The organism is Mesorhizobium sp. KR2-14, assembly GCF_040049255.1.
GTDB lineage: Bacteria > Pseudomonadota > Alphaproteobacteria > Rhizobiales > Rhizobiaceae > Pseudaminobacter.
Map to the genome: position 1 here is coordinate 1 of NZ_JBDZDR010000009.1, position 24678 is coordinate 24678.

Below are 24678 nucleotides of genomic sequence, written 5' to 3' on the forward strand. Positions count from 1 at the left end.
GCCTGCTGCTCGGTGCGCCGCGACAGGTCGTCGGCCGCGCTCGAGATCTCGCCGGTGCCGGCATGGATGGTGCCGACGCTGGCCGAGATCGCCAGCAGCGTCTGCTGCAGCTTCTCGACCGAGGCGTTGAAGTCGCCGCGCAGCTTGTCCGCCTGGCCGTGGAACGGAACCTCGATGCGGTGGGTGAGGTCGCCCTGCGCCAGCCGGTCGAGCCCCTCGCCGAGCGCCGCGATCGCGATCTGGCTCTGGCGGTCCTCCTCGGCCTTGCGCGCCGCGGCCGCCGCCCGCTCCTCCTCAGCGCGCTGCCGGCTCGCCGCGGCCTCGGCCTCGAGCCGCAGCTTCTCGATCGCCGCCGCCTTGAACGTCTCGACCGCCGCCGCCATCTGGCCGACCTCGTCGCGCCGCCCCACCGCCGGCACCGCCACGCCGTGGTCGCCGGAGGCCAGCGCCCGCATCGCCGCCGTCATCTGGCTCACCGGCCGCGCGATCTGCCGCGACAGCCACCACGCAATCAGCACCAGAAACCCAACCGTCAGACCGGCACCGCCAAGCTGGAGCCGCTCGGCGAAAATGACGGCCTCGTCCTTGAGCCGGCGCACATCCTGCAGCCAGTCCGAGATCTGGGTCTGCACATCCGTAACCGCGGAGCGCGCAGCCATCTCGGTGTCGATGGTGTGCTCCGACGCCGCAAGGTCACGCGCGCGCTGCAGCATGTTCGGATCGGCCGCCAGCTTCACGATCGGATCGCCAACGTCGAGACGCCACTTCCGGGTGGCTGTATGGAATTTACCTATCGCCGCCAGCAGGCTTTCGTTGCCTTCCGCCTCGGCCTTGGCGTTGGCGACATGCTCCTCGAGCAGCTTGGTGGCGTCGCCGTAGCGGGTCCGCACATCGTTGTTCGGCGACAACGCGTAAAGACGCGCGAGGTTGAGCCTGTCGAGATGAAGCGCCTCGGCCTTGCTGAGTTCGGTCAGCAGGCGGTTTGCAGATTCATATTCACTGCTGGCGGTTTCAATCGTGCCGAGCGACCGCATCACGAGCAGCGCCACGACGATGCTGACGATGAAGATCGCCGAAAAACCCAGCGCCAGCTTGCGGACGATGTTGAGATCGGCCAGCGAGAAGCTCCATCGCCGCCGCCCGGACTTTCCGGCCCGGCGGGGAAGTTCTGTGTCGAATGCGATGGAACTCATTGGGTATTTCCTTGCCGTGGACGTGACAAAACTCAATTGCTTTCCTGCTTGCCGGCGCCGTCTGGAAGCCGACCGCTCAGCACAGAGGCCGAGACCCTGAAGCGCTTAGGCGCGAGGTGGTTGACGAATTGCGACATGCGCCGGAAGATTCGCGGAACGGCACGCTCTTCAGAAGATTTCGGCAAATATGGTTTTCCAATTCTTGCATTGAATTGCTTTGCGCTGCTTCAGGATCAGCCCGCATGGTTCTGAATGACGCCAGGATGCATCCGACGATGACTGCCATGCGAATTCCCCCTTTGCGGCCGCCAAACTCCCCCCTGGCCGACCTGCCCGTGCAGCATTGTTCGGTGCGCGGGAGGTTTCTTGCTGCCTCGCGTACCCTTGCTGCTTTCGCGCTGTTCATCTGCCCCGCGTCGCCTGTGTACGATACCGGACGAACGGCAGCGTACATATCCACAGGTTAACTGGAGTTTAAGGCCGATCCGGAGGCCGGGAACTTCCCCAACCGTGGGGCACAGGGCTGTTGCGCGGCGCGGGTTGCGAAGCCAGCATCGTCGCCGATGTATCGGCTTCGCGGTCAGCCCAATAGGCCCGTATTTTCATGGCGCTAGCACACCAAGGCAGCGAGTGCCAAAATTTTTGCGCCATCCTCTTGAAACGTCAAAACCCCGGAACTAGCTCGATATCGCGCGATGCCGGAGAGGGTCGCGCGCCCCGCTCCGCCGCCTCACGGATCGGAGCGGAGGAGCTTTCAAAACTGTTTGTCCTTGAGGAGAACGACATGAAGTTCCGTCCATTGCACGACCGCATCCTGGTCCGCCGCATCGAGGCCGAAGAGAAGACTGCCGGCGGCATCATCATTCCCGACACAGCCAAGGAAAAGCCGCAGGAGGGCGAGGTCATTGCCGTCGGTTCCGGCGCGCGTGCAGAGAGCGGCCAGGTCCTGCCGCTCGATGTGAAGGCCGGCGACCGGATCCTCTTCGGCAAATGGTCCGGCACCGAGATCAATCTCGATGGCGAGGACCTTCTCATCATGAAGGAAAGCGACGTGATGGGCGTGATCGAATCCGCCTCAACAGCCAAGAAGGCCGCCTGACGGCTTCTTGCGCCACCAGTCAACGAAACTGCCTATCGAAGGAGTGATCCAATGGCTGCCAAGGAAGTGAAGTTCCATTCCGAAGCCCGCGAGAAGATGCTGCGCGGCGTCGACATCCTGGCCAATGCGGTGAAGGTGACGCTTGGCCCCAAGGGCCGCAACGTCGTCATCGACAAGTCTTTCGGCGCGCCGCGTATCACCAAGGACGGCGTGAGCGTCGCCAAGGAAATCGAGCTCGAGGACAAGTTCGAGAACATGGGCGCGCAGATGGTGCGCGAAGTCGCCTCCAAGACCAGCGACCTGGCCGGTGACGGCACCACGACCGCGACCGTTCTCGCCCAGGCCATCGTCAAGGAAGGCGCCAAGGCCGTGGCCTCGGGCATGAACCCGATGGACCTGAAGCGCGGCATCGACAAGGCGGTCGAGGCCGTGGTGGCCGAGCTGAAGGCCAATGCCCGCAAGGTGACCAACAACGACGAGATCGCCCAGGTCGGCACCATTTCGGCTAATGGCGATGCCGAGATCGGCCGCTTCCTGGCCGAAGCGATGCAAAAGGTCGGCAATGAGGGCGTGATCACCGTCGAGGAAGCCAAGACCGCCGACACCGAACTCGAGGTGGTCGAGGGCATGCAGTTCGACCGCGGTTATCTCTCGCCCTACTTCATCACCAACCAGGACAAGATGCGCGTCGAGCTGGATGAGCCCTATGTGCTGATCCATGAGAAGAAGCTTTCCAACCTGCAGGCCATGCTTCCGGTGCTCGAAGCGGTGGTGCAGTCGGGCAAGCCGCTGCTCATCATCGCCGAGGATGTCGAGGGCGAGGCGCTGGCTACGCTGGTGGTCAACAAGCTGCGCGGCGGCCTGAAGGTCGCGGCGGTGAAGGCGCCCGGCTTCGGCGACCGCCGCAAGGCCATGCTGGAGGACATCGCCATCCTTACCGGCGGCACGGCGATCAGCGAGGATCTGGGCATCAAGCTTGAGAACGTCACGCTCAACATGCTCGGCCGCGCCAAGAAGGTGGTGATCGAGAAGGAAAACACCACCATCATCGATGGCGCCGGCTCCAAGAGCGAAATCCAGGCCCGTGTCACGCAGATCAAGGCCCAGATCGAGGAAACCACCTCCGACTACGACCGCGAAAAGCTGCAGGAGCGCCTGGCCAAGCTCGCCGGCGGCGTCGCCGTGATCCGCGTGGGCGGCGCGACCGAGATCGAGGTCAAGGAAAAGAAGGACCGTGTGGACGACGCGCTGCACGCCACGCGCGCGGCGGTGGAGGAAGGCGTGCTGCCGGGCGGTGGCGTGGCACTGCTGCGGGCCGCAAGCGCGCTTGAGGGCGTAAACCTCGACAATCCCGACCAGAAGCACGGTGTCGATATCGTGCGCCGCGCCATCGAGGCGCCGGTGCGCCAGATCGCCGAGAATGCCGGGGCCGAAGGCTCCATCATTGTCGGCAAGCTGCGCGAGAAGAACGAGTTCGGCTATGGCTGGAACGCCCAGACAGACGAGTTCGGCGACCTCTACGGGCAGGGCGTGATCGACCCGGTGAAGGTCGTACGCACTGCGCTGCAGGATGCGGCCTCGGTTGCCGGCCTGCTGGTCACCACCGAGGCCATGATCGCCGAAAAGCCGAAGAAGGAGGCCGCGCCCGCGATGCCCGCCGGAGGCGGCATGGACTTCTAACGCATGACCCGGTGCCCGCCTCCGGGCGGGCGCTACTTGCGTGAGAATTGCAAAGCTGCACCGTCATCCGGTGCGGCACAACTCCAGGTGTTTCATGACGAATACGGAAGCTTTCGCGGGGATCGCGCCGCCGCGCCACCCGCCGACCCAATTTGCATATGAGACCGAATGCAAGCAGGTGCTGGAGCCGGTGCTTCTGCAACTGCTCGACAAAGCAGAAGCCGCCGGATGGGACAGGCGCAAGGCGGCCTATGCGCTGATGTTCCTGGCGGCGAAGAACGTGTAGGCCGCTTCACAGGATCGTGACCCATAGGCCATTCGTTTTTCCGGCGCGACGGGTGGCGGCCACCCTCGCGCCGTCTTTCTTGATCGGAATGGCCGCCTCACCTGGGCCGAAGCTTCCTGTTTGAACAAGACAACTGCGGTGCGGCTTGAACTACTCGCGCCGGAGCAGTGCAGAGGCATCGCCTCGCCCCTATGCGAAGAATAGCTGGCGGATGCGGATGCGCGCCTATTTTCAAACCGTGCCTTGCCTTGTTAGACAGCCTTGCTCAATTTCGAGCAGGAAAAAGCATCATGAAGTTTAGATTGAATACCATTTCTGCTGCAACGTTCGCGGCCTGCTTGGCTTCCGCGTGCGCGGCGCAGGCGGAAGATCTTGTTTTCACGCTTACCAACGGCACCAACTCTGTTTTGACCCAGTTCCACACCTCGCCCACGGGCGTGAACGATTGGGAGGAAGATGTCCTCGGCCAGGAGGTACTGAACCCGGGTGAAAGCGCCACGGTGACAATCGCCGACGGCCGCACCGTCTGCGCATACGACATGAAGTTCGAGTTCTCGGAAGATTCCGAGCTCGACACCACGACCGATACGCAGGACCTGTGCGAACTCGGTTCCTACACGATCAACGAATAGTTTCGAATTCGGCCCCTGCCCTTCTGGCTGGGGCCTTCCCCGCAGTCCACGAGCCATCTTTTCACCCGGGGCAGCCGTGTCTCTGCGGTGCGTGCGGTGATGAGATCTTCCGGGCCATGCAAAGCCCGAAGGGAATTTCCAGACAACTCTGGCTCTCTGGAAAGTGACTTCAAATTTACTGGTCGAGCAGCAGCCCCAGGCACATCTTTAGGCGAAGTTGGCGGAGGCTTAGCGCAAACGGAATACTCTGAACGGAGATTACGACGATGCGTCTTTTGCTCGCTTCAATATCGTTGGGCGTACTAGCCCTAGTATCTGGATGTACAACCGGCTCCAGTGTGTACGGGATAACCGCACCCGGTTACTACGGGCCGCTGGTCGGCGGTGGAGTTGATCGTCTCCGTCGCAACAATTTCGTTGACTTCCGGCGTGTTGAACGCAACCGCCACAATCATGGCCATCATAACCACGGTCAAAACAATCACGGCCATCACGGCAGCCACGGCATGGGCGGCCACCACGGGATGGGTGGCCATGGCAGCCATGGCATGGGTGGCCACGCCGGTGGCGGCTATGGTGGCGGCGGTGGCGGCAGCTATGGTGGCGGTGGCCACGGCGGCCATTCCGGCGGAAATGGCGGCCACGGTGGTGGCGGCGGCCACTAATCGCCGCATGCGCACTTACGATCATGTCCGGCCGTGCCTTTGGGCCGGCCGGCGTGATTGCTCTCTTTAGTAAAGAACCAGCAGGTTAGTGAAGAACCAGCAAGTCGCTCGACGAGAAGCTGATCTCGGCCCTTTCGCCTACCACCGGCGGCGGGCTGGCGGGGCTGTTGAACGTGTCGAGAGACACGGCATTTTTGCCCAGCCCCACACGCACGCGGATGACCGACCCGAGGAAGCTGACGTCGGCGATGTGCCCGCCCAGGCTGGTGTCGCGCCCTTCCTGCTTGCCCAGAACGATCGCTTCGGGCCGAAGCGCCAGCGACAGCACGTCGCCCGCCTTGGCGCCGTTGATCGCACCCTTGTCGAGCGAGATATCGCGATCGTTGATCCTGACGGTGGCCGTGGCGGGGTCGATGACGGTTCCGTCGAGCACGTTGAGCGTGCCGACGAAATTGGCCACGAAGCGCGTGGCCGGCCGGTTGTAGATCTCGAACGGCGTGCCGACCTGCTCCACCTTGCCGTCATGCATGACCACGATGCGGTCGGACATCGACAGCGCCTCTTCCTGGTCGTGGGTCACGAAGATGGTGGTGATGTCGAGCTTCTTCTGGATCGCGCGGATTTCCTCGCGCAGCGAGATGCGCACCTTGGCGTCGAGCGCCGACAGAGGCTCGTCAAGCAGCAGCAGTTTCGGCTTGGGCGCCAGCGCGCGGGCGAGCGCCACGCGCTGCTGCTGGCCGCCGGAGAGCTGGTAGGGATAGCGGCTGCCGTAGTCGGGCAGCTTGATGATGCCGAGCATCTCCTCCACCCGCTGCTCGATCTCTGCCTTGGGCGCACCGGCCACCTTGAGCCCGAAGGCGATGTTCTGCGCCACCGTCAGGTTGGGGAACAGCGCGTAAGCCTGGAACACCATGCCGATATTGCGCTGGTTGGGCTTCAGCTTGGTGACGTCCTTGCCGCCGATCATGATACGGCCGGCGGTCGGCTCCTCGAAGCCGGCCACCGTGCGCAGCATGGTGGTCTTGCCGCAGCCTGAGGGGCCGAGAAAGGAAACGAACTCGCCGCGCGAGACGTCGAGATTGAAGTCCTTGACCACGGTGGTCTGGCCGAACGACTTGCGAACCCCCTGGATGCTGAGAAATGTTTCGGACATCGCGTCGTTTCTTTCGTTCAATTCGGGTTGTTGGCCGATTTCGGCGCGAAGCGGGACAATACCTGGATCACCGACATGCAGCCCCAGGTGATGGCGAAGGCGATCACCGCCAGCGCCGCCGGCTCATAGGCGCGGTTGGCGCCGATATTCTGCAGGTAGGGACCGAAGGCCGGCCTGTTGAGCAGGCTCGCCATGGTGAACTCGCCGATCACGATGGCAAAGGTAAGGAAGGCGCCTGAAAGCACCGCGATCAGCACGTTGGGCAGGATGATGCGGGCGATGATCGTGGTCCAGCCGGCGCCGTGCACCTGCGCGGCTTCTGTCAACGTGCGCACATCGATGGTGCGCAGGCCGGTATCCACCGCGCGGTACATGTAGGGCAGCGCCAGCGTGGCATAGCCGATCATCAGCAGGAAGTCGGTGCCCCGCGTGGTCGCCAGGAACGGCAAGGGCGAGTTCGAGCCATACATGCGGATGTAACCGAAGACGATGACGATTGCCGGGATGATCAGCGGCAAAAGCGTGATGAACTCGACAACCGGCCTGATCCACGGCATGCGCAGCCGGATCCAGTAGGCGGTCGGCACCACCAGGAGCACGCCGATGACGATCGTCAGGCAGGCGATAACCGTCGAGTAAAGGAAGGTTTCCTGGAAACGCACGTCGCCAAGCACCACCCGGTAGGCGTCGAAGGAATATTCGCCGCGGCGCATGCGCAGCGAAAACTCCAGCGTCGCGATCAGCGGAATGAAGAAATAGGCGGCCCCGAGAGCGAAGGTGAGCCATGCCCAGAAACGGCCGGCCTTCATTTGAGCCACCTCTCGCTGCGGACGCGGAACCAGATGTAGAAGATGTTGGCAAGCCCGGTGACGAAGATCATCCCGAATGCCAGCGCATAGCCGAGATGCGGGTTATGCAGCACGTCGCCGCGGATCTGCGCATAGAGCAGGATCGGCACGATGTTGAGCTGGGAACCGGTCAGCGCATAGGCGGTGGCGATCGCTCCGAAGGCGTTGGCGAACAGCAGGATGACGGTGCCGAGGAAGCTCGGCCAGAGAACGGGGATGGCCACCATGCGCCAGTACTGGAACTGGGTCGCGCCAAGCGTCGCGGCGGCTTCGCCCCATTCCTTCTTCAGCCCGTCGATGGCCGGCGTGATGATGACGACCATCAGTGGGATCTGGAAGAACAGATAGGTCAGCGTCAGGCCGGCGAAGGACAGGATATTGAAGCCGAGCGCATAGATGTTGATGTCGAACCACGTGCGCAGCAGCACGGTGACGAGACCGAGCCGGCCCAGCGTGGCCAGAAATGCGAAAGCCAGCGGCACGCCGGCAAAATTGGAAGCAACGCCCGAGAACGTCATCGTGGTCGAGCGGACCCACTTCGGCAGGCCGCCGCGGACGATGGCCACGGCAATGGCAAGGCCAGCCAGCGCGCCGAGCACAGCCGAGGCCAGGCTGATGCGGATCGAGATCCAGTAGGCGGCCAGGATCGAGGGCTGGAACAGCGCCGCCATATTGGCAAGGGTGAATTCGCCCTGATCGTTCTGGAAGGCACCGACGACCAGATAGAAGGTCGGCAGGATCAGGAACATCAGTGCAAAAATGAAAAAGGGCGCGACGCCCAGCCAGTGCAACGGAAGCCGCATGCCTTCCGCGCGCGCCGGCGGCACGGCCTGCCGGGCAGCAGCTGGATCGGGAAATGTGGTTTCGCTCATGCGGCAAAAATCCAGAATGGGGGTCCGGGCGGCCTGTGCGGCCACCCGGAAAAGCGAGGTTTACTTGACGTTCGCGCCAACCACTGTGTCCCACTGCTTGGTCACGATCTCTTTCACAGTCGCCTGATCATCGAGCGTCGGGAATACGGCAGCCTCGTAAGCTGCCGCGGGCGGCAACTTGTCGAGCATTTCCTGCGGGATCTTGCCGTTCTTGGCAAGATCGTTGAAGCGGATCGGGTGGCAGTAGCCCTTCAGCCAGCCGAGCTGACCTTCGTCGGAATAGAGATATTCCATCCACAGCTTGGCGGCGTTCGGATGCGGCGCGTAGGCGCTGATCGCCTGCACGTAGACGCCGGCGACGACGCCGGACTTCGGAACGATGACCTCAACCGGCGGGTTGCCGTTCAGCGTGTCGCGGCCCGAGAGCGCGTTGTAGTCCCAGTAGACGATGATAGGCGTCTGGCCCTGCGCCAAGGTTGCAGCCTTGCCGGTAACAGGCACGAAATTGCCGCTCGAATTCAGCTGCTTAAAGAAGTCCAACCCCTTTTCTCCAGCCGATTTCGCATCAGTAGCACCGGCTGCGAGACCGGCCGCATAGACGCCTTGAATGGCCTGGTTGGATGTGCGCGGATCGCCCGCCAGTGACACGCTGTTTGCGTATTCGTCCTTCAGCAGGTCGGCCCAGTCTTCCGGCACGTTCTGCACCAGATCCTTGTTCACCATGAAGGAAAGCACGCCGTAATAGTCGCCGTACCAGTAGCCGTCGGCGTCCTTGGCGCTGTCCGGGATCGAATCCCAGGTCGAGACCTTGTAAGGCTGGATCAGGCCGTCGGCCTTGGCCTGCGGACCGTAGGAGAGACCGACGTCGATGACGTCCGGAGCCTGCGGGCCCTTGTTGTCCTTGTTGGCCTTGATGGCCTCGACCTCGTCGCTCGAACCGGCGTCGGGGTTGAGCTCGTTGACGGTGATTTCAGGATACTTCGCCTTGAAGCCGGCGATCACTTCGCCGTAGCCGCACCAGTCATGCGGCAGCGCGATGGTGGTGAGCTGTCCCTCTTCCTTGGCGGCCTTGACCAACTCGTCCATCGACTGCGCCGAGCCGACGGCCGTGGTCACCATGAGGGCCGCGGCGGTGAGGGAAAGAATTTTCCCCGTGAACTTGAACATGTCTCTCTCCGTTGAACTGACGCCCTGCGACGCCTGCGATGCGGTTATCTGCGCCCAATGACAGTTTTGTGAAACCTGCACCCGGTCTCCTCCCCCGAGCGCCAAAATCTAACTACTTTTCCACGGGGCTGGCAATCGTGCCATTTGTTTTTCCGGCTAATGATTTTTCGATTGCCAGCCCCCTCCCCCTCTAACCCTGGAGAGTTCCTTCGATGGCGTTATCCAGCAGCATCAGCGCGGCTTCCTTGGTGAGCTTCACCGGGTTGCCGCCGGCCGTCGGGTCCACCACCGCCATGTCGGCGATCAGGTCCTTGCGCGCCTTGTCCATGTCGAGGCCCTTGATCAGCTCGGGCAGGGTGTGGGGCACCTTCAGTTCCTCGCGCAGCTTCAGCACTGCGCTTGCGAAGCCGTCGAAGCCGCCCTCCATGCCCAGGTAGCCGGTCAGCCGCACGATGCGGTCCTCGATCGCGTCGCGGTTGAAGGCCAGCACATAGGGCATGAAGACGGCATTGGTCATGCCGTGGTGGGTATCGTAGAGCGCGCCGATCGGGTGCGACATCGAATGGATAGCGCCCAGCCCCTTCTGGAAGGCGGTGGCACCCATGGCGGCAGCGCTCATCATGTGCGCACGAGCCGTCAGGTCCTGGCCGTCGGCAAAGGCCTTGGGCAGGTTCTCGAACACCAGCCGGATGCCCTCGACTGCGATGCCATCGGCCATCGGGTGGTAGCCCGGCGCGCAATAGGCTTCCAGGCAGTGCGCCAGCGCGTCCATGCCGGTGCCCGCGGTGATGAAGGGCGGCATGCCGGTGGTCAGCTCCGGATCGGCGATCACGATGGCCGGCAGCATCTTGGGGTGGAAGATCACCTTCTTGGTGTGCGTCGCCTCATGCGTGACCACGCCGGCGCGGCCGACTTCCGAGCCGGTGCCGGCCGTCGTCGGCACGGCGATGATCGGGGCGATGGCGTCGGCGTCCGCACGCGCCCACCAGTCGCCGATGTCCTCAAAATCCCACACCGGCCGGGTCTGGCCGGCCTGGAAGGCGATCAGCTTGCCGAGGTCCAGCGCCGAGCCGCCGCCGAAGGCGATGACGCCGTCATGCTTGCCTTCCTTGAACACCACGATGCCGGCGGTGAGGTTGGATTCCACCGGGTTGGGCTTCACGTCGGAGAAGACGCCGTAAGGAATCTTGGCGTCGTCGAGGATCTTCAGCGTGGACGCCACCACCGGCAGCTTGGCCAGCCCCGGGTCGGTCACGAATAGAGGCCGCTTGATGCCGGTCGCGGCCAGCGCGTCGGGCAGTTCCGAGATGCGGCCGGCGCCGAAACGGACGGTGGTGGGATAATTCCATTTGGAAACGAGATTGGTCATTTTTGCTTTCCGAAAGTTAGAAGCACCCCCACTCCGTCCCGGCTTCGCCGGTCCACCCCGGGACAGAGGTGTCGAGCGCAGCGAGACGGAGTGGGGGTCAAAAACATGTTCTGTGCCGCGAACTAGATCTTCTCGCGCAGGTGATAGGACTTCGGACGGGTCAAGTTGTCGTAGCCGATGGCCGACAGCGCCGCGCCCTTGCCGGTGTCCTTCACGCCCGTCCACACCAGCGCCGGGTCGAGATAGTCGCAGCGGTTCATGAACACCGTGCCGGTCTCGACGCGGTCGCCGATCGAGACGGCATGCTCGATGTCGCTGGTCCAGACCGAGGCGGTCAGGCCGTATGGGCTGTCGTTCATCAGCGCGATGGCATCCTCGTCGCCGCGCACCTTCATGATGCCGACGATGGGGCCAAAGCTCTCCTCGCGCATCACGCTCATCTGGTGGTCAACATTGGTCAGCACTTCCGGCGCCAGATAGGGCGACCCGGCGACGTCCTGGTCGACCTTCATGTTGACGTGCGCGGAGGCACCCTTGCGCAGGGCTTCCGCCTTCTGTTCGCGGATGAAGTCGGCAAAGCGCGACTGCGCCATCGGCCCCATGGTGGTGGCCTGGTCGAGCGGGTTGCCCACCACATAGTCCTTGGTCAGCGCAACGAAACCGTCGACGAAGTCGTCATAGACCTTCTCGTGCACATAGATGCGCTCGATGCCGCAGCAGCACTGGCCGGAATTGTAGAAGGCGCCATCCACAAGGTTGGCGATGGCGTGGTCGAGCTTGGCGTCGGGCAGCACATAGGCCGGGTCCTTGCCGCCGAGTTCTAGGCCCATGGTCATGAAGGTGCCGGCCGCCGCCTTCTCGATCGCCCTGCCGCCGGCCACCGAGCCGGTGAAGTTGACATGGTCGATCTTGCCCGAGCCGAGCAGCTTCTCGGTCTGGGCGTGGTTGAGCACGATGTTCTGGAACACGCCCTTGGGCAGACCAATCTTGTCGAAGGCCTGCTGGAAGCGCTCGCCCACCAGCAGCGTCTGCGCCGCGTGCTTGAGAATGACGGTCGAGCCCGCCATCAGCGCCGGCACGATAGTGTTGACAGCGGTAAGATAAGGATAGTTCCAGGGCGCGATCACCATCACCACGCCAAGCGGCTCGCGCTTCACATAGCGGCGGAAGCCCTCCTTCGGGTCCGATGCCATGACCGGCTTGAGCGCCTGCTCGGCGATCTCGACCATGTAGTTGGTGCGGTCCTTGACGCCGCCGAACTCGCCGCCGTAGCGGGTCGGGCGGCCCATCTGCCAGGCGATCTCCGGCACGATCTCGTCGCTCATCGCCACCAGCGCCTCGAGGAAGGCGAGCATGTACTTGCCGCGCTCGGCAATGGAGGTCTGCGCCCAGGTGGCCTGAGCGGCACGGGCCCGCTCCACCGCGGCGTTGATCGCCTGGTCGCTGGCGACGGGTCGCTCGGCATAGATCGAGCCGTCGATGGGGGATTTGAGCTTGACCGTCTCGGTCATGATTTCAGTCCTTCTTCATGCGAAATGCAATTGGTCGTTCCGGCAGGGCGCGGGCCACACGCCGCGCCCGCGATGGGCGCCGACATTAATACCGCTCGAAGCCCCTGTGCAGCTCCCAGTCGGTGATGCGGCGGTCATATTCCATCTGCTCCCAGCGCGCGGTGTGCACATAGTGGTCGATCGCATCTTCGCCCCAGGCCTCGCGCAGCATGGTAGATTTCTCCAGCGTTTCGGCAGCGCCGCGCAGGGTCTTCGGAATCTCGGGCAGCTCGGCCGCCTGGTAGGCGTCGCCCACGAAGGGCTTCTCCAGTTCCAGTCTCTCGTCGATACCGGCCAAGCCCGCCGCGATCAGCGCCGCGAAGGCGAGGTAGGGGTTGAGATCGGCGCCGCCGATGCGGCACTCCATGCGCACGGCCTTGGTGCCCTGGCCGCACAGCCGGAAGCCCGCGGTGCGGTTGTCGTCGCTCCACATGATCTTGGTCGGCGCGAAAGTGCCGGCCTGGAAGCGCTTGTAGGAGTTGATGTAGGGGGCCAGGAAGTAGGTATATTCCTTGGCATATTTGAGCTGACCAGCCGACCATTGGCGACCGAGTTCCGACAGGCCATGGGGCCCGTTCTTGTCGAGGAACAACGGCGTCTTGCCGTCGGCGCTCCACAGCGAGTTGTGAATGTGGCTGGAATTGCCGGCCAGGTCATAGTTGTACTTGGCCATGAAGCAGACCGACTTGCCCATCTGGTCGGCGATCTCCTTGGCGCCGTTTTTCAGGATCACATGCCGGTCGGCGGTTTCCAGCGCCTCGCCATAGCGGAAGTTGATCTCTTCCTGGCCGGGGCCCCACTCGCCCTTGGAGTTCTCGATGGGAATGCCGGCCGCGTCCATCTCGTTGCGCAGCCGGCGCATATAGCCTTCCTCCTTGGTGGTGATGCCGATCAGGTAATCGCCGATATAGGGAGAGGCGGTGTCGAGGCCGCGCCAGTGCTTTTCGCGCGCGGTCTTGTAGGTCTCGTCGAAGAGATAAAATTCCAGCTCGGAGGCGAAATAGGCGAGGAAACCGCGCTGCTCCAGCCGGCGCAGTTGCTTGCGCAGGATGCCGCGCGGCGAATGCGGCAGGTCTTCATGCCCGTGATGGGACTGCACGTCGCTGATCACCAGCGCCGTCTTCTCCAGCCATGGAACCCGGCGCAGCGTCGACATGTCGGGCTTCATGACGAAGTCGCCATAACCCTTCGACCAGCTTGCCGCCTTGTAGCCGGGCACCGGCTCCATGTCGATGTCGTCGGCCAGCAGATAGTTGCAGGCGTGCGTCTCCTCGTAACCCGACTGCACGAAGAAGCTGGCCAGAAACCGCTTGCCGATCAGCCTTCCCTGCATGTCGACGGCGCATACCAGCACCGTGTCGATCTCCCCGTCCGCAACCGCCTTCTTCAACTGATCGAATGTAAGATTTCCGGCCATTTTCCACTCCGCCGCAGTCGGCGCATCGCTGTTTCAACAGGTGAGCCCGGCCGTCACACGGCCGGGCTGTTCGACTTCACAAGACTGGCTCTGCTCAGCCGTAGCGATAGGGTGCGCCTGCGCCGCGCATGGTCTCCTGGTATTTCTTGAGGATCTCGACCACTTTGGCGTTGCGCGGGCTCTTGGCGGCGACCTCGTCCCAGAATGCCTGCGCCATGTCCTCGACTTCCTTCCACTCGTTCTCGGGAATGGTCGTCAGTTCGAGCTTGCCGCCCGTGGTGCGGTAGTGGGCCTCGCCCCACCAGTACCAGTGCTGGCGGTAGTAGTGCGAGGAATCCATCGCCAGCCGGAACAGCTCCTTGAGGTGGTCAGGAACCGCGTTCCACTTCTCGGTGTTGGCGAAGAACGAACCCGACCAGGCGCCGGAGATGTTGTTGGTCAGGTAGTACTTGGTCACGTTGGCCCAGCCGACCGTGTAGGTCTCGGTCGCCCCGCACCAGGCGATGCCGTCGAGCTCGCCGGTCTGCAGCGCCACCTCGATGTCTTCCCACGGCAGCGTGACGGGCACGACGCCGAGACGCGAGATGAACTGGCCGCCCGTCGGGAAGGTGAAGACGCGCAGGCCCTTCAGGTCGGCCACCGAGCGGATCGGCTTGGTGGTGGCGAAGTTGCAAGGGTCCCATGCACCGGCGCTGAGCCAGGTCACGCCCGGGATTTCGCCATAGGCCTCTTCCCAGATCTCCTTCAGTCCGTACCAGTTCCACAGCACCGGCACGTCGAGGCTGTAGCGCGAGGCGAAGGGGAAGTAGGCGCCGAACACGGCGACATCCACCGGCGAAGCCATGGAATCGTCGTCGCTCTGGGCGGCGTCGATCGTGCCGGCCTGCACGGCGCGGAACAGCTCGCCCTGCGGCACCAGCTGGTCGGAGGTGTAAAGCTCGATCACCATTTCGCCATTGGCCGCCTTGTTGAAGGCATCGATGGCGGGCTTGCACACATGCTCGGCCAGGGCCGGGCCGGCATAGGTCTGCAGACGCCACTTGATCGGGGCCTGGGCCTTGACATAGGGCGCTGCGAGCGTGGTTGCGCCCACCGCACCAGCGCCGGTCAAGATCGACTTGCGCAGGAAATCGCGCTTGCTGATGGTCTTGTTCTCTGACATTTCATTCCTCCCGTTAACAGATACAGTAAAATCTCATCCACGACGCGGGGTTGAGCGAATTTGTATTCCGCCATTCCCCGTTCTTATTCTGGAAAATTCAAAGGATGCTCTCCCGGCCTTCATCTCATCTCTTCCCCATGTAGACGTCGGGCAGCCACATCGCGATGTCGGGGAAGATCATGATGATGATCATGGTCAGCACCATCATGAAGAAGAACGGAATGATCGAGCGATAGATGTCGACGATGGTGATTTCCGGCGGCGCCATCGCCCGCATCAGGAACAGGTTGTAGCCGAAGGGCGGCACGATGTAGGCGATCTGGCAGGTGATGGTGTAGAGGATGCCGAACCAGATCAGGTCGAAGCCGAGCGCCTTGACGAGCGGGATATAGAGCGGCGCGACGATGACGAGCATGGCGGTGTCGTCGAGGAACATCCCCAGGATGATGAAGGAAAACAGCATCATCGCCAGCACGCCCCAGGGGCTGAGATCCCAGGTGTGCAGAAGCAGGTTTTCGATTGCCTTGATTGCGCCCAGACCGTCGTAGACTGCGCTGAAGCAGAGCGCGCCAAGGATGATCCAGAGGAACATGGCGGAAACGGCCAGCGTGTTGCGCGTGGTTTCTTCCATGACGCGGCGATTGAGCCTGCCGGTGAACCACGCCGACAGCAGCGCCAGCAATGCACCGACCATCGAGGTTTCGACCAGGCTGGTGGTGCCGGTGAGGAACAGGCCCATGATGGCTGCGAACAGGCCGAAGGGCAGCAGGCCGGCGCGCAGCAGCACGAGCTTTTCGCGCGTCGTGATCTGTTCGCGTTCCGCGGCGGGCAAGGCCGGGCCCATTTCTGGCTGGAAGCGGCAGCGGAGATAGATGTAGGCCGTGAAGATCACCGCCATCAGGATGAAGGGGCCGATGCCGGCCAGCCACAATTGCAGCACGGGCTGGCGCGCGATCATGGCGTAAAGGATCAGCACGACGCTGGGCGGCCCCATGATGCCGAGCGACGACCCGCCCTGGATGACGCCGGTGATCATCACCTTGTCGTAGCCGCGCCGCAGCAGTTCCGGCAGCGCTACCGTGGCTCCGATGGCCATGCCGGCAACCGACAGGCCGTTGACCATCGAGATGACGATCATCAGGCCCATCGTGCCGAGCGCAAGGCCGCCGCGCACCTGGCCGAACCAGACGTGGAACATGCGGTAGAGATTGTTGGCGATGCCCGACTCCGAGAGCATGTAGCCCATGAAGACGAAGAACGGCACGGTGATCAGCGGATACCAGTTGAGCACCTGGAAGGCCGCGTTGAACGGCATTTCGGCAGCGCCGTCGCCCCACATCCAGAGTGCGGCCGCCGCGCCGACTGCACCGATCACGCCGAACACGCGCTGGCCGGTGGCCATCAGGATCAGCATCGACGCGAACATGAAGATGGTGATGAATTCGGAACTCATGCCAGCGACTTTCCACGTGCTTCAGCCACGTCCTTGAAGAAGGTGGCGATGGTTTGCAGCAGCATCAGAAAGATGCCGAACGTCATCAGGGCCTTGATCGGCCACAGCAGCGGCGCCCAGGCGGTGTAGTTCTTCTGGCTGTAGGTGATGGAATATTCGGTCGAGGAAACTCCGGCCCGGAACAGGACCACGAGGTAGAAGATCACGGCCAACACGGTGAAGGCGTCCATGATGGCGCGCCGGCGCGGCGACATCATGCCGTAGAACAGATCCATGCGGACATGCGCGTCGAGCTGCAGGGAGTAGGCTCCGCCCAGCAGATAGTAGGCCGAGAGCATGAACTGCGACATCTCCATGATCCAGTTGATCGGATAGCCGAAGATCACGCGCATGATGGTCGAATAGAGCAGGATCGCGCCCATCGGGAAGATGAGATACATGGCGAAGCGCCCGACCCCGTGGCTCACGGCATCGACATACCGCACGTAGAGTCTCACCGCCTGGACCAGCCGGCTCTTCCTGACCGACTCTCTTTCTGTCGCTACGCTCATCATGCGGACCTTGTCGTGTTGGCGAAATTCGGCTGGCCCGGATTGACGCCGGCCAGGATGGCCGACAGAAGCTCGGCCCATCTGCGTTGGCCGCTCTCGTCGCCGATTTCGTCGTTGCGGATCTCGATCATGGCGCAGGCGAGCCCGCGCGCGCGGCCGTGCCGCTCCAGCGTGAAATAGACACGGTCGGCCGGCGAATAGGGCTCGTTTACGCCCACCTCCAGGCCGACCACGCCGCGCAGCGCGCCGATCATCGGGCCGGCCAGCCTGTCGTCATCGTCATGGATGATGCCGATGTGCCAGGGGCGGTCCACGCCCTTGTAGACCGGCGTGAAGGAATGGACCGAGACAAGCCGCGTCTCGCGCCCCTCGGCCAGCCTCTCGGCAACTACATCGGCAATCGCATCGTGAAACGGCCGCCAGGACAGGGCGATGCGCTCCTGCCGGTCGGCCTCGGAAAGATCGGCATTGCCGGGCACCTCCGTCGCCTCGCTAACAGGCGAGATCAGGTCCGGCGCGTCGAGCGGCCGGTTGCAGTCGATGACGAGGCGCGAAACGCAGGATTCCACCAGCGTCGCGTCCAGCGCGTCGGCCATGCGGCGGATCACGGGCAGCGCGCCGGGATCCCAGGCGATGTGACGCGTCAGGTCGGCTTCGTCGAGGCCGAGCGTGCCGAATCGGGCCGGAATGAAATTCGAGGCATGATCGCAGACCAGCAGATAGGGGCTGGCGCCCTGCCGCCGGCTAACCCGGACGGAAGCGGATGCTTCATGCACTGCGGACGGCGCAGTTCCCATTGCTTTTAGTCCCCCAAGACGCCGTATCGTATGTTACGGATTTTATTTCTTTGCGTCTTTGTGGATGATTTCATACATATTCCCGGACTTTGTCAAATGGGTTTGTGCAGCGGCTGCACCAACGGAGCGCGAGCGGGCGAAAACCCCTCGATCCGGGCCGAAGGGGGCGAGATGGCATCGAGCATCGCTGAACTGATTTCCGAGCGCATGGACACCATGCCGGCCGGCGAACGCCGTGCGGCACAGACATTGGTCGCCAACTATCCGCTGATCGGCCTGAAGACGGTCGCGGATTTCTCCCAGCATGCGGGCGTCAGTTCCCCCACCATCCTGCGCTTCGTGGCGCGGCTTGGCTTTCACAACTATCCGGAATTCCAGGCGGCCCTGCAGGACGAGCTGGCCGCGCAGCTTCAGTCGCCGCTGTCGCGCACGGTGCTGGAGCCGGCGCCCGATCGCGGCAAGACCTCGCCGGTGCTGGAAGCCACGCTGACCAACATCCGCGAAACCTTCCGCCACGTGTCGGAAAGGCAGATGGGCGAAATCGTCGCCCGGCTGGCCAACCCACGCGCCAAGATCTTCCTGATCGGCGGCCGCTTCACCGACCCGGTGGCGCAATACATGACCGCCCATCTCACCATCGTGCGGCCCAATGTGTTTCACCTCACCGGCCAGGAAAGCACCTGGCGCGACCGCCTGATCGACATGGGCAAGCGCGACGTGCTCTTGATCTTCGACATCCGCCGCTATCAGGACAGCCTGATCCGGCTGGCCGAGAAGGCGCATGCCCGCGGCGTCGAGATCGTTCTCGTCACCGACCAGTGGCTGTCCCCGATCGCCCGCTTCGCACGCTATGTCATCGCCGGGCGAACGGCGGTTCCATCCTCATGGGATTCGTCGGCGGCGCTATTCGTGTTTGCGGAGGCGCTGATCGGAGAGCTTACGCGCGCGCTGGAAGCCGAAAGCGCCCGGCGCATCCGCGAGATGGAAGAGCTGCGCTGAGCCCGGTAAGCCGCTCGAAGCAGGGCTTACGCGCGTGATCGTGGCCAGGCACCGCCAATAATTACCGATATTTAAGGTGCGCCGGGGCAAGCGACCCGTCATAAAGGCGCGCTACTGACTTTGCGCTGCTTTGCGTCTAAAATCCTCGCCGTCACGCCTTCCGAGAAGGCGCGAGCGGCGCCAAAGACATTGTTGTGTGGGACCCCTGGAGTGCCGATGGCTGCCTGGAAACAAATCGCTTTTGCCCTTGTTCTCCTTCTGGTTGCCGCGGCCGCCTGGGTGCGTTTCTTTCCGGGCGCGCCTGAAATGCTGGCGCGCTGGGGCATAGACTGGGCGGACGCAGCAGCATCGCGCACCGAGGCCACGACCGCCGCAGCCGGCGGCGCGCGCGGTGCCGGCCGCGGCGGGCCGCAGACGGCCGTGGTGAGCGCGACCGTGGCTTCGGCCACCATCAACGACAGGCTTCAGGCTATCGGCACCGGCCGCGCAAACGCCTCGGTAGCGGTCACGCCGGACGAGGCCGGGCGCATGACGGAGGTGGCCGTTGCCTCGGGTGCGTTGGTCGAGGCCGGCACGGTCATCGCGCGGCTCGATTCCCAGGCCGAGGAAATCGCGGTGGAGCGCACCAGGCTGGCGGTTTCAGACGCCAAGGCCAAGCTCGAGCGCATGCAGGCGCTGCGCAACTCCAATACTGCGAGCCTGGTGCAGGTCACCGATGCCGAGGTCGCACTGCACAATGCCGAACTCGCCCAGCGTGACGCCGAGCTCAAGCTCGAGCGCCGCTCCATCGTCGCTCCCATTTCCGGCTTCATCGGCATCCTGCCGATCGAGGCGGGAAATTACGTGACGCAGCAGACCACCGTCGCCACCATCGACGACCGCTCCTCCATCGTCATCGATTTCTGGGTGCCGGAACGATTTGCCGGCGCAGTCTCCGTCGGCCAGAAGCTTGAAGCCACGCCGATATCGAACCCCGGCCGGTCCTTTGCCGGCACGGTCAGCGCGGTCGACAGCCGCCTTGACGAGAAAAGCCGCACGCTGCGCGTTCAGGCCCGCATCGACAATTCCGATGATGCCCTGCGCGCCGGCATGTCGTTCCAGGTCGCCATGGGCTTTCCCGGCGACACTTACCCCTCGGTCGATCCGCTGGCCATTCAGTGGGGCACGGACGGCGCCTTTGTCTGGGCAATCCGCGACGGCAAGGCCCGGCGCACTCTGGTGCGCGTCGTCCAGCGCAATTCCGAGGCCGTGCTGGTCGAAGCCGACCTGAAGCCGGGCGACGAGGTGGTGACCGAAGGCATCCATGTGGTGCGCGAAGGCGCCGAGCTGCTCATTGCCCGCGCGCCGGCTTCCGCACCCGATGGCACCTCCGCCGCCGGCAGCGGCTCGTGAACCGGAGAGGGGCATGACGGAATTGCACAAGGGGGGCGAGGAAAAAGGCTCGACAGCACTTTTCGTGCGCCGCCCGGTCCTCGCCTTCGTTCTCAACGTACTCATCATCGTCGCCGGCCTCGCCGCCTTCTTCGGCGTGGAGGTGCGCGAACTGCCGGACGTCGACCGGCCGGTCATCACCATCACCACCAACTATTCAGGTGCGGCGGCCGAGACCATCGACCGCGAGCTGACTGCCGTGCTCGAAGGCGCGGTCTCGCGCGTCAGCGGCGTCAAGTCGATCTCGTCAAGCTCGTCCTACGGCCGCAGCCGCGTCACCGTCGAGTTCGGCGACGGCGTCAACCTCGACGTCGCCGCCTCCGACATGCGCGATGCCGTCGGCCGGGTCGCCAACCAGTTGCCGGACAACGCCGACACCCCACGCATCGTCAAGGCCGACGCCAATGCCGACGCGGTCATGCGGCTGGCGGTCACCTCCGACACCATGTCGGTGGAGGACATGACGATCCTGGTGGAAGACCAGATCGTCGATGCCCTCTCCGCGGTGCCGGGCGTGGCCGATGTGCAGGTCTACGGCGACCGCGAAAAGATCTTCCGCATCGACGTCGACCAGACCAGGCTCGCCAGCGTTGGCCTAACCGTTGCCGACATCCGCAACGCGCTGGGCTCGATCGCGCTCGACACACCCTCGGGCGCGCTGAGCACCAATGCCCAGAGCATCATCGTGCGCACCACCGCCTCGGTGACAACACCGGAAGCATTCGAGAACCTGGTGCTCGGCGAAAACACGCGGCTCGGCGATGTCGCCAGCGTCACGCTCGGACCCGACATCGGCGTCTCCTCGCTGCGCTCCGACGGCAAGACCGGCATCGGGCTTGGCATCATCCGTCAGGCGCAGTCCAATACGCTCGATATTTCCGATGGCGTGCGCGCGGCGGCCGAAAAGATCCAGCAGACCTTGCCGCAGGGCATGTCCATCCGCGTCACCAGCGACGACGCCAGCTTCGTCAAGGGCGCGGTGCACGAGGTGCAGATCGCGCTGATCCTTTCGGTTTCGATCGTCCTGCTCATCATCTACGTGTTCCTGCTCGACTGGCGCGCCACGCTCATTCCGGGCCTGGCCATGCCGGTGGCGCTGATCGGCACCATCGCGGCGATTTATCTTGCCGGCTTCTCAATCAACATCCTCACCCTGCTGGCGCTGGTGCTGGCCACCGGCCTCGTCGTCGACGATGCCATCGTGGTGCTGGAAAACATCGTGCGCCGCCGCAACGAAGGCATCGGCCCGCGAGCCGCAGCCGTGCTCGGCACGCAGGAGGTGTTCTTCGCGGTGGTCGCCACCACGGCGACTCTTGCGGCGGTGTTCATCCCGCTCTCCTTCCTGCCCGGCCAGACGGGCGGCCTGTTCCGCGAGTTCGGCTTCGTGCTCGCCATCTCGGTGTCGCTGTCGGCCGTGGTCGCACTGTCGCTGTGCCCCATGCTTGCCTCGCGCATGCTTGCCGGCCACTCGGGCGAACATGCCCACAGCGGCGTTGCCGGTCGCGTCGGCACCATGCTTGCCGGCCTCTACCGTCGCTGTCTCGCCGCCTGCCTCAACGCGCCGGCGCTGGTGGTCATCGCTTCGATACTCTTCGCCGGCGCTGCCTATGGCGCCTTCGGCCTCATCCGCCAGGAGCTGACGCCGCCGGAAGACCGCTCCATGATCATGCTGCGCATCTCCGCGCCGCAGGGTGTCAGCCTCGACTACACCACACGGCAGGTCAGCCGCATCGAGCAACTGCTGCAGCCACTGCGCGTTTCCGGCGAGATCGAGAGCACCTTCGCCAGCGCCGGCCAGGGCGGCTCGTTCAACAGCGGCTTTATGGTCATCTCTCTTGCCCCATGGGAGAAGCGCGAGCGCACGCAGCAGCAGATCGCAACGCAAATCAGCGGCCTGCTCACCCAGGTGCCCGGCGTGCGTGCCTTCCCCATCGCGCCAAACAGCCTAGGCATTCGCGGCGCCGGCAGCGGCCTCCAATTCGCCATCGTCGGCAACAGCTATGCCGACCTCGGCGCCGCAGCGGGAAAGATCATCGCCGAAATGGAAAAGGAGCCCGGCTTCCAGCAGCCGCGCCTGACGACCGACGCCACTCAGCCGCAGCTCTCGGTGGAGCTCGACCGCGAGCGCGCCTCCGACCTGGGCATAGACATCAGCGGTCTCTCCGAAGCTATCCAGGCCGTGCTCGACGGCCGCCAGATCGGCAAGGTGTTCATCGACGACCGCAGCTTCGACGTGAAGCTGGTTTCCACCACCAACCCGATCAACGATCCGACCGACCTGGAAAACATCTTTGTCAGGACAGGCGACGGCCGCTATGTGCCCATGGCCACCATCGCCAGGCTCACCGAGCGCGCCGTGCCGCCATCGCTGTCGCGCGAGCAGCAGATGCGTTCGGTGGCGATCACCACAAGTCTCGCGCCCGACTTCGCGCTGGGCGATGCGCTGAAACGCGCCCAGCAGATCGCTGCACCGCTGCTGCCGGCCGGCAGCCGGCTCGTGCCGCTGGCGGAAGCCGCCACGCTCGGCGAAAGCACAAGCGGCATGACGATCGTGTTCGGCTTTGCGCTGGTCATCATCCTCTTGGTGCTGGCGGCGCAGTTCGAAAGCTTCGTCAGCGCCGTCATCATCATGGCCACCGTCCCGCTCGGCCTCGCCTGCGCGGTGTTCGCCCTGCTGCTCACCGGCACCAGCCTCAACGCCTACAGCCAGATCGGCCTCGTCATGCTCGTCGGTATCATGGCCAAGAACGGCATCCTCATCGTTGAGTTCGCCAACCAGCTGCGCGACCGCGGCATGGGCGTGCGCGAGGCGATCGAGGAAGCCGCCAACATCCGCCTGCGCCCGGTGATGATGACCATGATCTGCACCGTGCTCGGCGGCCTGCCGCTGGTTCTGGCCTCCGGCGCCGGCGCGGAAGCGCGCATCGCGCTGGGCTGGGTCATCGTCGGCGGCCTCGGCCTCGCCACGGCCTCGACCCTGTTCCTCACCCCGGTCGCCTATCTGCTTCTCGGCCGCTTCGTCACCCCGAAGGTCGAGGAAGAGGCACGCCTGAAGCGCGAGCTGCAGGAAGCTGCCTACGCCAATACCGAGCCGGCGGAGTAGCGCCGGCCTCCCCTCGAGGGGGAGGGAAAGCCTCTTACGGCCGGATAAAGACCTTGCCATTCGGTTTCGCGAGTTCCGCCGGCACGCGCTCCATCGCTTCGGCAAGCGGCACCACTGCCGTCACGTTGGTTGCCCAGCGCCCGTCCGAAAAACGTCTCTGTGCCTGCATCACCGCCTGCATCTTGCGCTCGGGCGCCGTGTGCCGCATCCATTCGGTCAGCCAGAACCCCTCTATGCGCTTTTGCATGAAGATGAGCTGGCCGGGCTGCGGAATAGGCGTGGTCTCCGGGTTGAGCCGGCCATAGACGATCCAGCGTGCCCGCTTCGGCATGGCGTCGAAGATCGCGCCCGCCAGCGGCCCGGTTACCGCGTCGAGGAAGATGCGCGGCTGTTCCTCCTTCATCACCGCCGCCAGCGCCGCGCGGAAATCCGCAGCCGTGGCATTGAGCACATGCGCCGCCCCGGCTTCCTTCAGAAGCGGGATCTGTTCGTCGCGCCGCACGATCGCGATGGGGCGAAACCCTTCGTCCGCCGCCACGCCCATGATCAACTTCGACAGCTGGCTGGCGCCGGCGGTGAGGACAAAACCCTTCTGGCCCTCCTCGCGCACGATGTCGAACATGGCGAGCGCCGTGAGCGGGTTGACGATCAGCGCCGCGCCGTCCTCGTCGCGCACGCCATCGATTAGCGGGATGCAGGCAGCAGCGTCGGTCATCGCATAGTTGGCCCACGAGCCCCAGCTGCCGGTGGCAAACGCCACGCGCTTGCCCGCCATCTGCTGCGCCGCCGGGTCTTCGCCCGTGGCCACCACCGTGCCGACACCCTCGAAGCCCGCCGGCCTGCCCTTCACGCGCGGCTGGCCGTACTGCCCCTTGATGAACATCACGTCGGACGGATTGATCGCGGCGAGCCCCACCTTGATCAGCACCTGCGATCCTTTTGGCTGTGGTACGGCGATGCGGTCGAAGGCGACATAGGGCTCCATCGCTTCGAGCACCGTGCCTGAAGGCGTGGCCGCATAGCCGTCATTGGTCACGAGCAGCGCGTTCATGTCGGAAGGAATGGCCATGACACAGCTCCCTTGAGGGCGAATTTCTGGCTGCCGGAAAGAATAGGGGCGACGGGTGTCGAAGGCGAGGCCGTCGCGATATCGGGCTTAGAAATCCGAGTGCGTGCCCACACCCGGCTGCTCCCCACGCCCGGATGACAATGACGGCGCAAGGCTGTATCTGTGCTGCGCTTTGGGCACGA

Annotated in this window: 21 protein-coding genes; 7 read left to right on the forward strand and 14 right to left on the reverse strand. The window is 64.0% G+C overall.

What is annotated here, in order from left to right; genetic code table 11:
• On the reverse strand, positions 1 to 1193 hold a 1193-nt coding region (locus ABLE86_RS19360; protein WP_348780624.1), incomplete at its 3' end, for a HAMP domain-containing protein.
• Between the two features lie 784 nt (positions 1194 to 1977).
• Between ABLE86_RS19360 and groES the strand changes: the two genes are divergently transcribed.
• From groES to ABLE86_RS19380, 4 genes are all read left to right on the forward strand, one after another.
• A complete protein-coding gene (groES, locus tag ABLE86_RS19365; protein WP_348780625.1) occupies positions 1978 to 2292 on the forward strand; it encodes a co-chaperone GroES in 315 nt (104 codons plus the stop codon).
• 51 nt (positions 2293 to 2343) lie between these two features.
• On the forward strand, positions 2344 to 3972 hold the full coding sequence (gene groL, locus ABLE86_RS19370; protein WP_348780626.1) for a chaperonin GroEL: 1629 nt from the start codon (positions 2344 to 2346) through the stop codon (positions 3970 to 3972).
• A gap of 94 nt (positions 3973 to 4066) precedes the next feature.
• Entirely contained in the window at positions 4067 to 4258 is a 192-nt protein-coding gene (locus tag ABLE86_RS19375) for a hypothetical protein (protein ID WP_348780627.1), read from the forward strand.
• 290 nt (positions 4259 to 4548) lie between these two features.
• Complete coding sequence (locus ABLE86_RS19380; protein WP_348780628.1) at positions 4549 to 4890, forward strand: hypothetical protein; 342 nt, start codon at positions 4549 to 4551, stop codon at positions 4888 to 4890.
• 308 nt (positions 4891 to 5198) lie between these two features.
• Here ABLE86_RS19380 and ABLE86_RS19385 read toward each other — a convergent pair whose 3' ends face one another.
• From ABLE86_RS19385 to ABLE86_RS19440, 12 genes are all read right to left on the reverse strand, one after another.
• The gene (locus ABLE86_RS19385; protein ID WP_348780629.1) at positions 5199 to 5564 is read right to left on the reverse strand and encodes a hypothetical protein; all 366 of its coding nucleotides are present in this window, start codon (positions 5562 to 5564) and stop codon (positions 5199 to 5201) included.
• Positions 5565 to 5640: 76 nt separating this feature from the next.
• Positions 5641 to 6708: an ABC transporter ATP-binding protein gene (locus tag ABLE86_RS19390; protein WP_348780630.1), complete on the reverse strand. Its 1068-nt coding sequence runs from the start codon at positions 6706 to 6708 to the stop codon at positions 5641 to 5643.
• A gap of 17 nt (positions 6709 to 6725) precedes the next feature.
• Positions 6726 to 7517 (reverse strand): ABC transporter permease, encoded by a 792-nt coding sequence (locus ABLE86_RS19395; RefSeq protein ID WP_348780631.1) that lies wholly within the window; start codon positions 7515 to 7517, stop codon positions 6726 to 6728.
• Positions 7514 to 8359 (reverse strand): ABC transporter permease subunit, encoded by an 846-nt coding sequence (locus tag ABLE86_RS19400; protein ID WP_348780764.1) that lies wholly within the window; start codon positions 8357 to 8359, stop codon positions 7514 to 7516. The genes ABLE86_RS19395 and ABLE86_RS19400 overlap by 4 nt, the downstream gene beginning before the upstream one ends.
• A gap of 129 nt (positions 8360 to 8488) precedes the next feature.
• A complete protein-coding gene (locus tag ABLE86_RS19405; protein ID WP_348780632.1) occupies positions 8489 to 9595 on the reverse strand; it encodes an ABC transporter substrate-binding protein in 1107 nt (368 codons plus the stop codon).
• Between the two features lie 190 nt (positions 9596 to 9785).
• A complete protein-coding gene (locus tag ABLE86_RS19410; RefSeq protein ID WP_348780633.1) occupies positions 9786 to 10964 on the reverse strand; it encodes an iron-containing alcohol dehydrogenase in 1179 nt (392 codons plus the stop codon).
• 122 nt (positions 10965 to 11086) lie between these two features.
• Positions 11087 to 12475 carry an aldehyde dehydrogenase family protein gene (locus tag ABLE86_RS19415; protein WP_348780634.1) on the reverse strand — a complete coding sequence of 463 codons (1389 nt, stop codon included), beginning with the start codon at positions 12473 to 12475 and terminating at the stop codon, positions 11087 to 11089.
• An 85-nt stretch (positions 12476 to 12560) separates the two neighbouring features.
• Complete coding sequence (locus ABLE86_RS19420; RefSeq protein WP_348780635.1) at positions 12561 to 13931, reverse strand: glutamine synthetase family protein; 1371 nt, start codon at positions 13929 to 13931, stop codon at positions 12561 to 12563.
• 94 nt (positions 13932 to 14025) lie between these two features.
• Positions 14026 to 15093, reverse strand: a complete 1068-nt coding sequence (locus ABLE86_RS19425; RefSeq protein ID WP_348780636.1) for a TRAP transporter substrate-binding protein — start codon at positions 15091 to 15093, stop codon at positions 14026 to 14028.
• A 124-nt stretch (positions 15094 to 15217) separates the two neighbouring features.
• On the reverse strand, positions 15218 to 16546 hold the full coding sequence (locus ABLE86_RS19430; RefSeq protein WP_348780637.1) for a TRAP transporter large permease subunit: 1329 nt from the start codon (positions 16544 to 16546) through the stop codon (positions 15218 to 15220).
• Entirely contained in the window at positions 16543 to 17097 is a 555-nt protein-coding gene (locus ABLE86_RS19435) for a TRAP transporter small permease subunit (RefSeq protein ID WP_348780638.1), read from the reverse strand. Before ABLE86_RS19435 ends, ABLE86_RS19430 begins: the two co-directional genes overlap by 4 nt.
• Entirely contained in the window at positions 17097 to 17894 is a 798-nt protein-coding gene (locus ABLE86_RS19440; RefSeq protein WP_348780639.1) for an N-formylglutamate amidohydrolase, read from the reverse strand. The genes ABLE86_RS19435 and ABLE86_RS19440 overlap by 1 nt, the downstream gene beginning before the upstream one ends.
• A gap of 171 nt (positions 17895 to 18065) precedes the next feature.
• On the opposite strand from ABLE86_RS19440, the gene ABLE86_RS19445 reads away from it, so the two are divergent.
• From ABLE86_RS19445 to ABLE86_RS19455, 3 genes are all read left to right on the forward strand, one after another.
• The gene (locus tag ABLE86_RS19445) at positions 18066 to 18893 is read left to right on the forward strand and encodes a MurR/RpiR family transcriptional regulator (protein ID WP_348780640.1); all 828 of its coding nucleotides are present in this window, start codon (positions 18066 to 18068) and stop codon (positions 18891 to 18893) included.
• Between the two features lie 216 nt (positions 18894 to 19109).
• Entirely contained in the window at positions 19110 to 20285 is a 1176-nt protein-coding gene (locus ABLE86_RS19450) for an efflux RND transporter periplasmic adaptor subunit (RefSeq protein ID WP_348780641.1), read from the forward strand.
• A 13-nt stretch (positions 20286 to 20298) separates the two neighbouring features.
• Positions 20299 to 23427: an efflux RND transporter permease subunit gene (locus ABLE86_RS19455; protein ID WP_348780642.1), complete on the forward strand. Its 3129-nt coding sequence runs from the start codon at positions 20299 to 20301 to the stop codon at positions 23425 to 23427.
• A 34-nt stretch (positions 23428 to 23461) separates the two neighbouring features.
• Here ABLE86_RS19455 and ABLE86_RS19460 read toward each other — a convergent pair whose 3' ends face one another.
• Positions 23462 to 24496, reverse strand: coding sequence for a zinc-binding dehydrogenase (locus tag ABLE86_RS19460; RefSeq protein ID WP_348780643.1), 1035 nt, complete (start codon positions 24494 to 24496; stop codon positions 23462 to 23464).
• Between the last annotated feature and the right edge of the window lie 182 nt (positions 24497 to 24678).

Excerpts from the sequence above, each read along its gene's own strand:
- ABLE86_RS19400 (WP_348780764.1), bottom strand. The coding sequence starts at position 8,359 with ATGCGGCTTCCGTTGCACTGGCTGGGCGTCGCGCCCTTTTTCATTTTT.
- ABLE86_RS19380 (WP_348780628.1), top strand. The coding sequence starts at position 4,549 with ATGAAGTTTAGATTGAATACCATTTCTGCTGCAACGTTCGCGGCCTGC.
- ABLE86_RS19425 (WP_348780636.1), bottom strand. The coding sequence starts at position 15,093 with ATGTCAGAGAACAAGACCATCAGCAAGCGCGATTTCCTGCGCAAGTCG.
- groES (WP_348780625.1), top strand. The coding sequence starts at position 1,978 with ATGAAGTTCCGTCCATTGCACGACCGCATCCTGGTCCGCCGCATCGAG.
- ABLE86_RS19395 (WP_348780631.1), bottom strand. The coding sequence starts at position 7,517 with ATGAAGGCCGGCCGTTTCTGGGCATGGCTCACCTTCGCTCTCGGGGCC.
- groL (WP_348780626.1), top strand. The coding sequence starts at position 2,344 with ATGGCTGCCAAGGAAGTGAAGTTCCATTCCGAAGCCCGCGAGAAGATG.
- ABLE86_RS19460 (WP_348780643.1), bottom strand. The coding sequence starts at position 24,496 with ATGGCCATTCCTTCCGACATGAACGCGCTGCTCGTGACCAATGACGGC.
- ABLE86_RS19450 (WP_348780641.1), top strand. The coding sequence starts at position 19,110 with ATGGCTGCCTGGAAACAAATCGCTTTTGCCCTTGTTCTCCTTCTGGTT.
- ABLE86_RS19405 (WP_348780632.1), bottom strand. The coding sequence starts at position 9,595 with ATGTTCAAGTTCACGGGGAAAATTCTTTCCCTCACCGCCGCGGCCCTC.
- ABLE86_RS19415 (WP_348780634.1), bottom strand. The coding sequence starts at position 12,475 with ATGACCGAGACGGTCAAGCTCAAATCCCCCATCGACGGCTCGATCTAT.
- ABLE86_RS19430 (WP_348780637.1), bottom strand. The coding sequence starts at position 16,546 with ATGAGTTCCGAATTCATCACCATCTTCATGTTCGCGTCGATGCTGATC.
- ABLE86_RS19390 (WP_348780630.1), bottom strand. The coding sequence starts at position 6,708 with ATGTCCGAAACATTTCTCAGCATCCAGGGGGTTCGCAAGTCGTTCGGC.
- ABLE86_RS19375 (WP_348780627.1), top strand. The coding sequence starts at position 4,067 with ATGACGAATACGGAAGCTTTCGCGGGGATCGCGCCGCCGCGCCACCCG.
- ABLE86_RS19445 (WP_348780640.1), top strand. The coding sequence starts at position 18,066 with ATGGCATCGAGCATCGCTGAACTGATTTCCGAGCGCATGGACACCATG.
- ABLE86_RS19440 (WP_348780639.1), bottom strand. The coding sequence starts at position 17,894 with ATGGGAACTGCGCCGTCCGCAGTGCATGAAGCATCCGCTTCCGTCCGG.
- ABLE86_RS19385 (WP_348780629.1), bottom strand. The coding sequence starts at position 5,564 with ATGCGGCGATTAGTGGCCGCCGCCACCACCGTGGCCGCCATTTCCGCC.
- ABLE86_RS19435 (WP_348780638.1), bottom strand. The coding sequence starts at position 17,097 with ATGAGCGTAGCGACAGAAAGAGAGTCGGTCAGGAAGAGCCGGCTGGTC.
- ABLE86_RS19455 (WP_348780642.1), top strand. The coding sequence starts at position 20,299 with ATGACGGAATTGCACAAGGGGGGCGAGGAAAAAGGCTCGACAGCACTT.
- ABLE86_RS19410 (WP_348780633.1), bottom strand. The coding sequence starts at position 10,964 with ATGACCAATCTCGTTTCCAAATGGAATTATCCCACCACCGTCCGTTTC.
- ABLE86_RS19420 (WP_348780635.1), bottom strand. The coding sequence starts at position 13,931 with ATGGCCGGAAATCTTACATTCGATCAGTTGAAGAAGGCGGTTGCGGAC.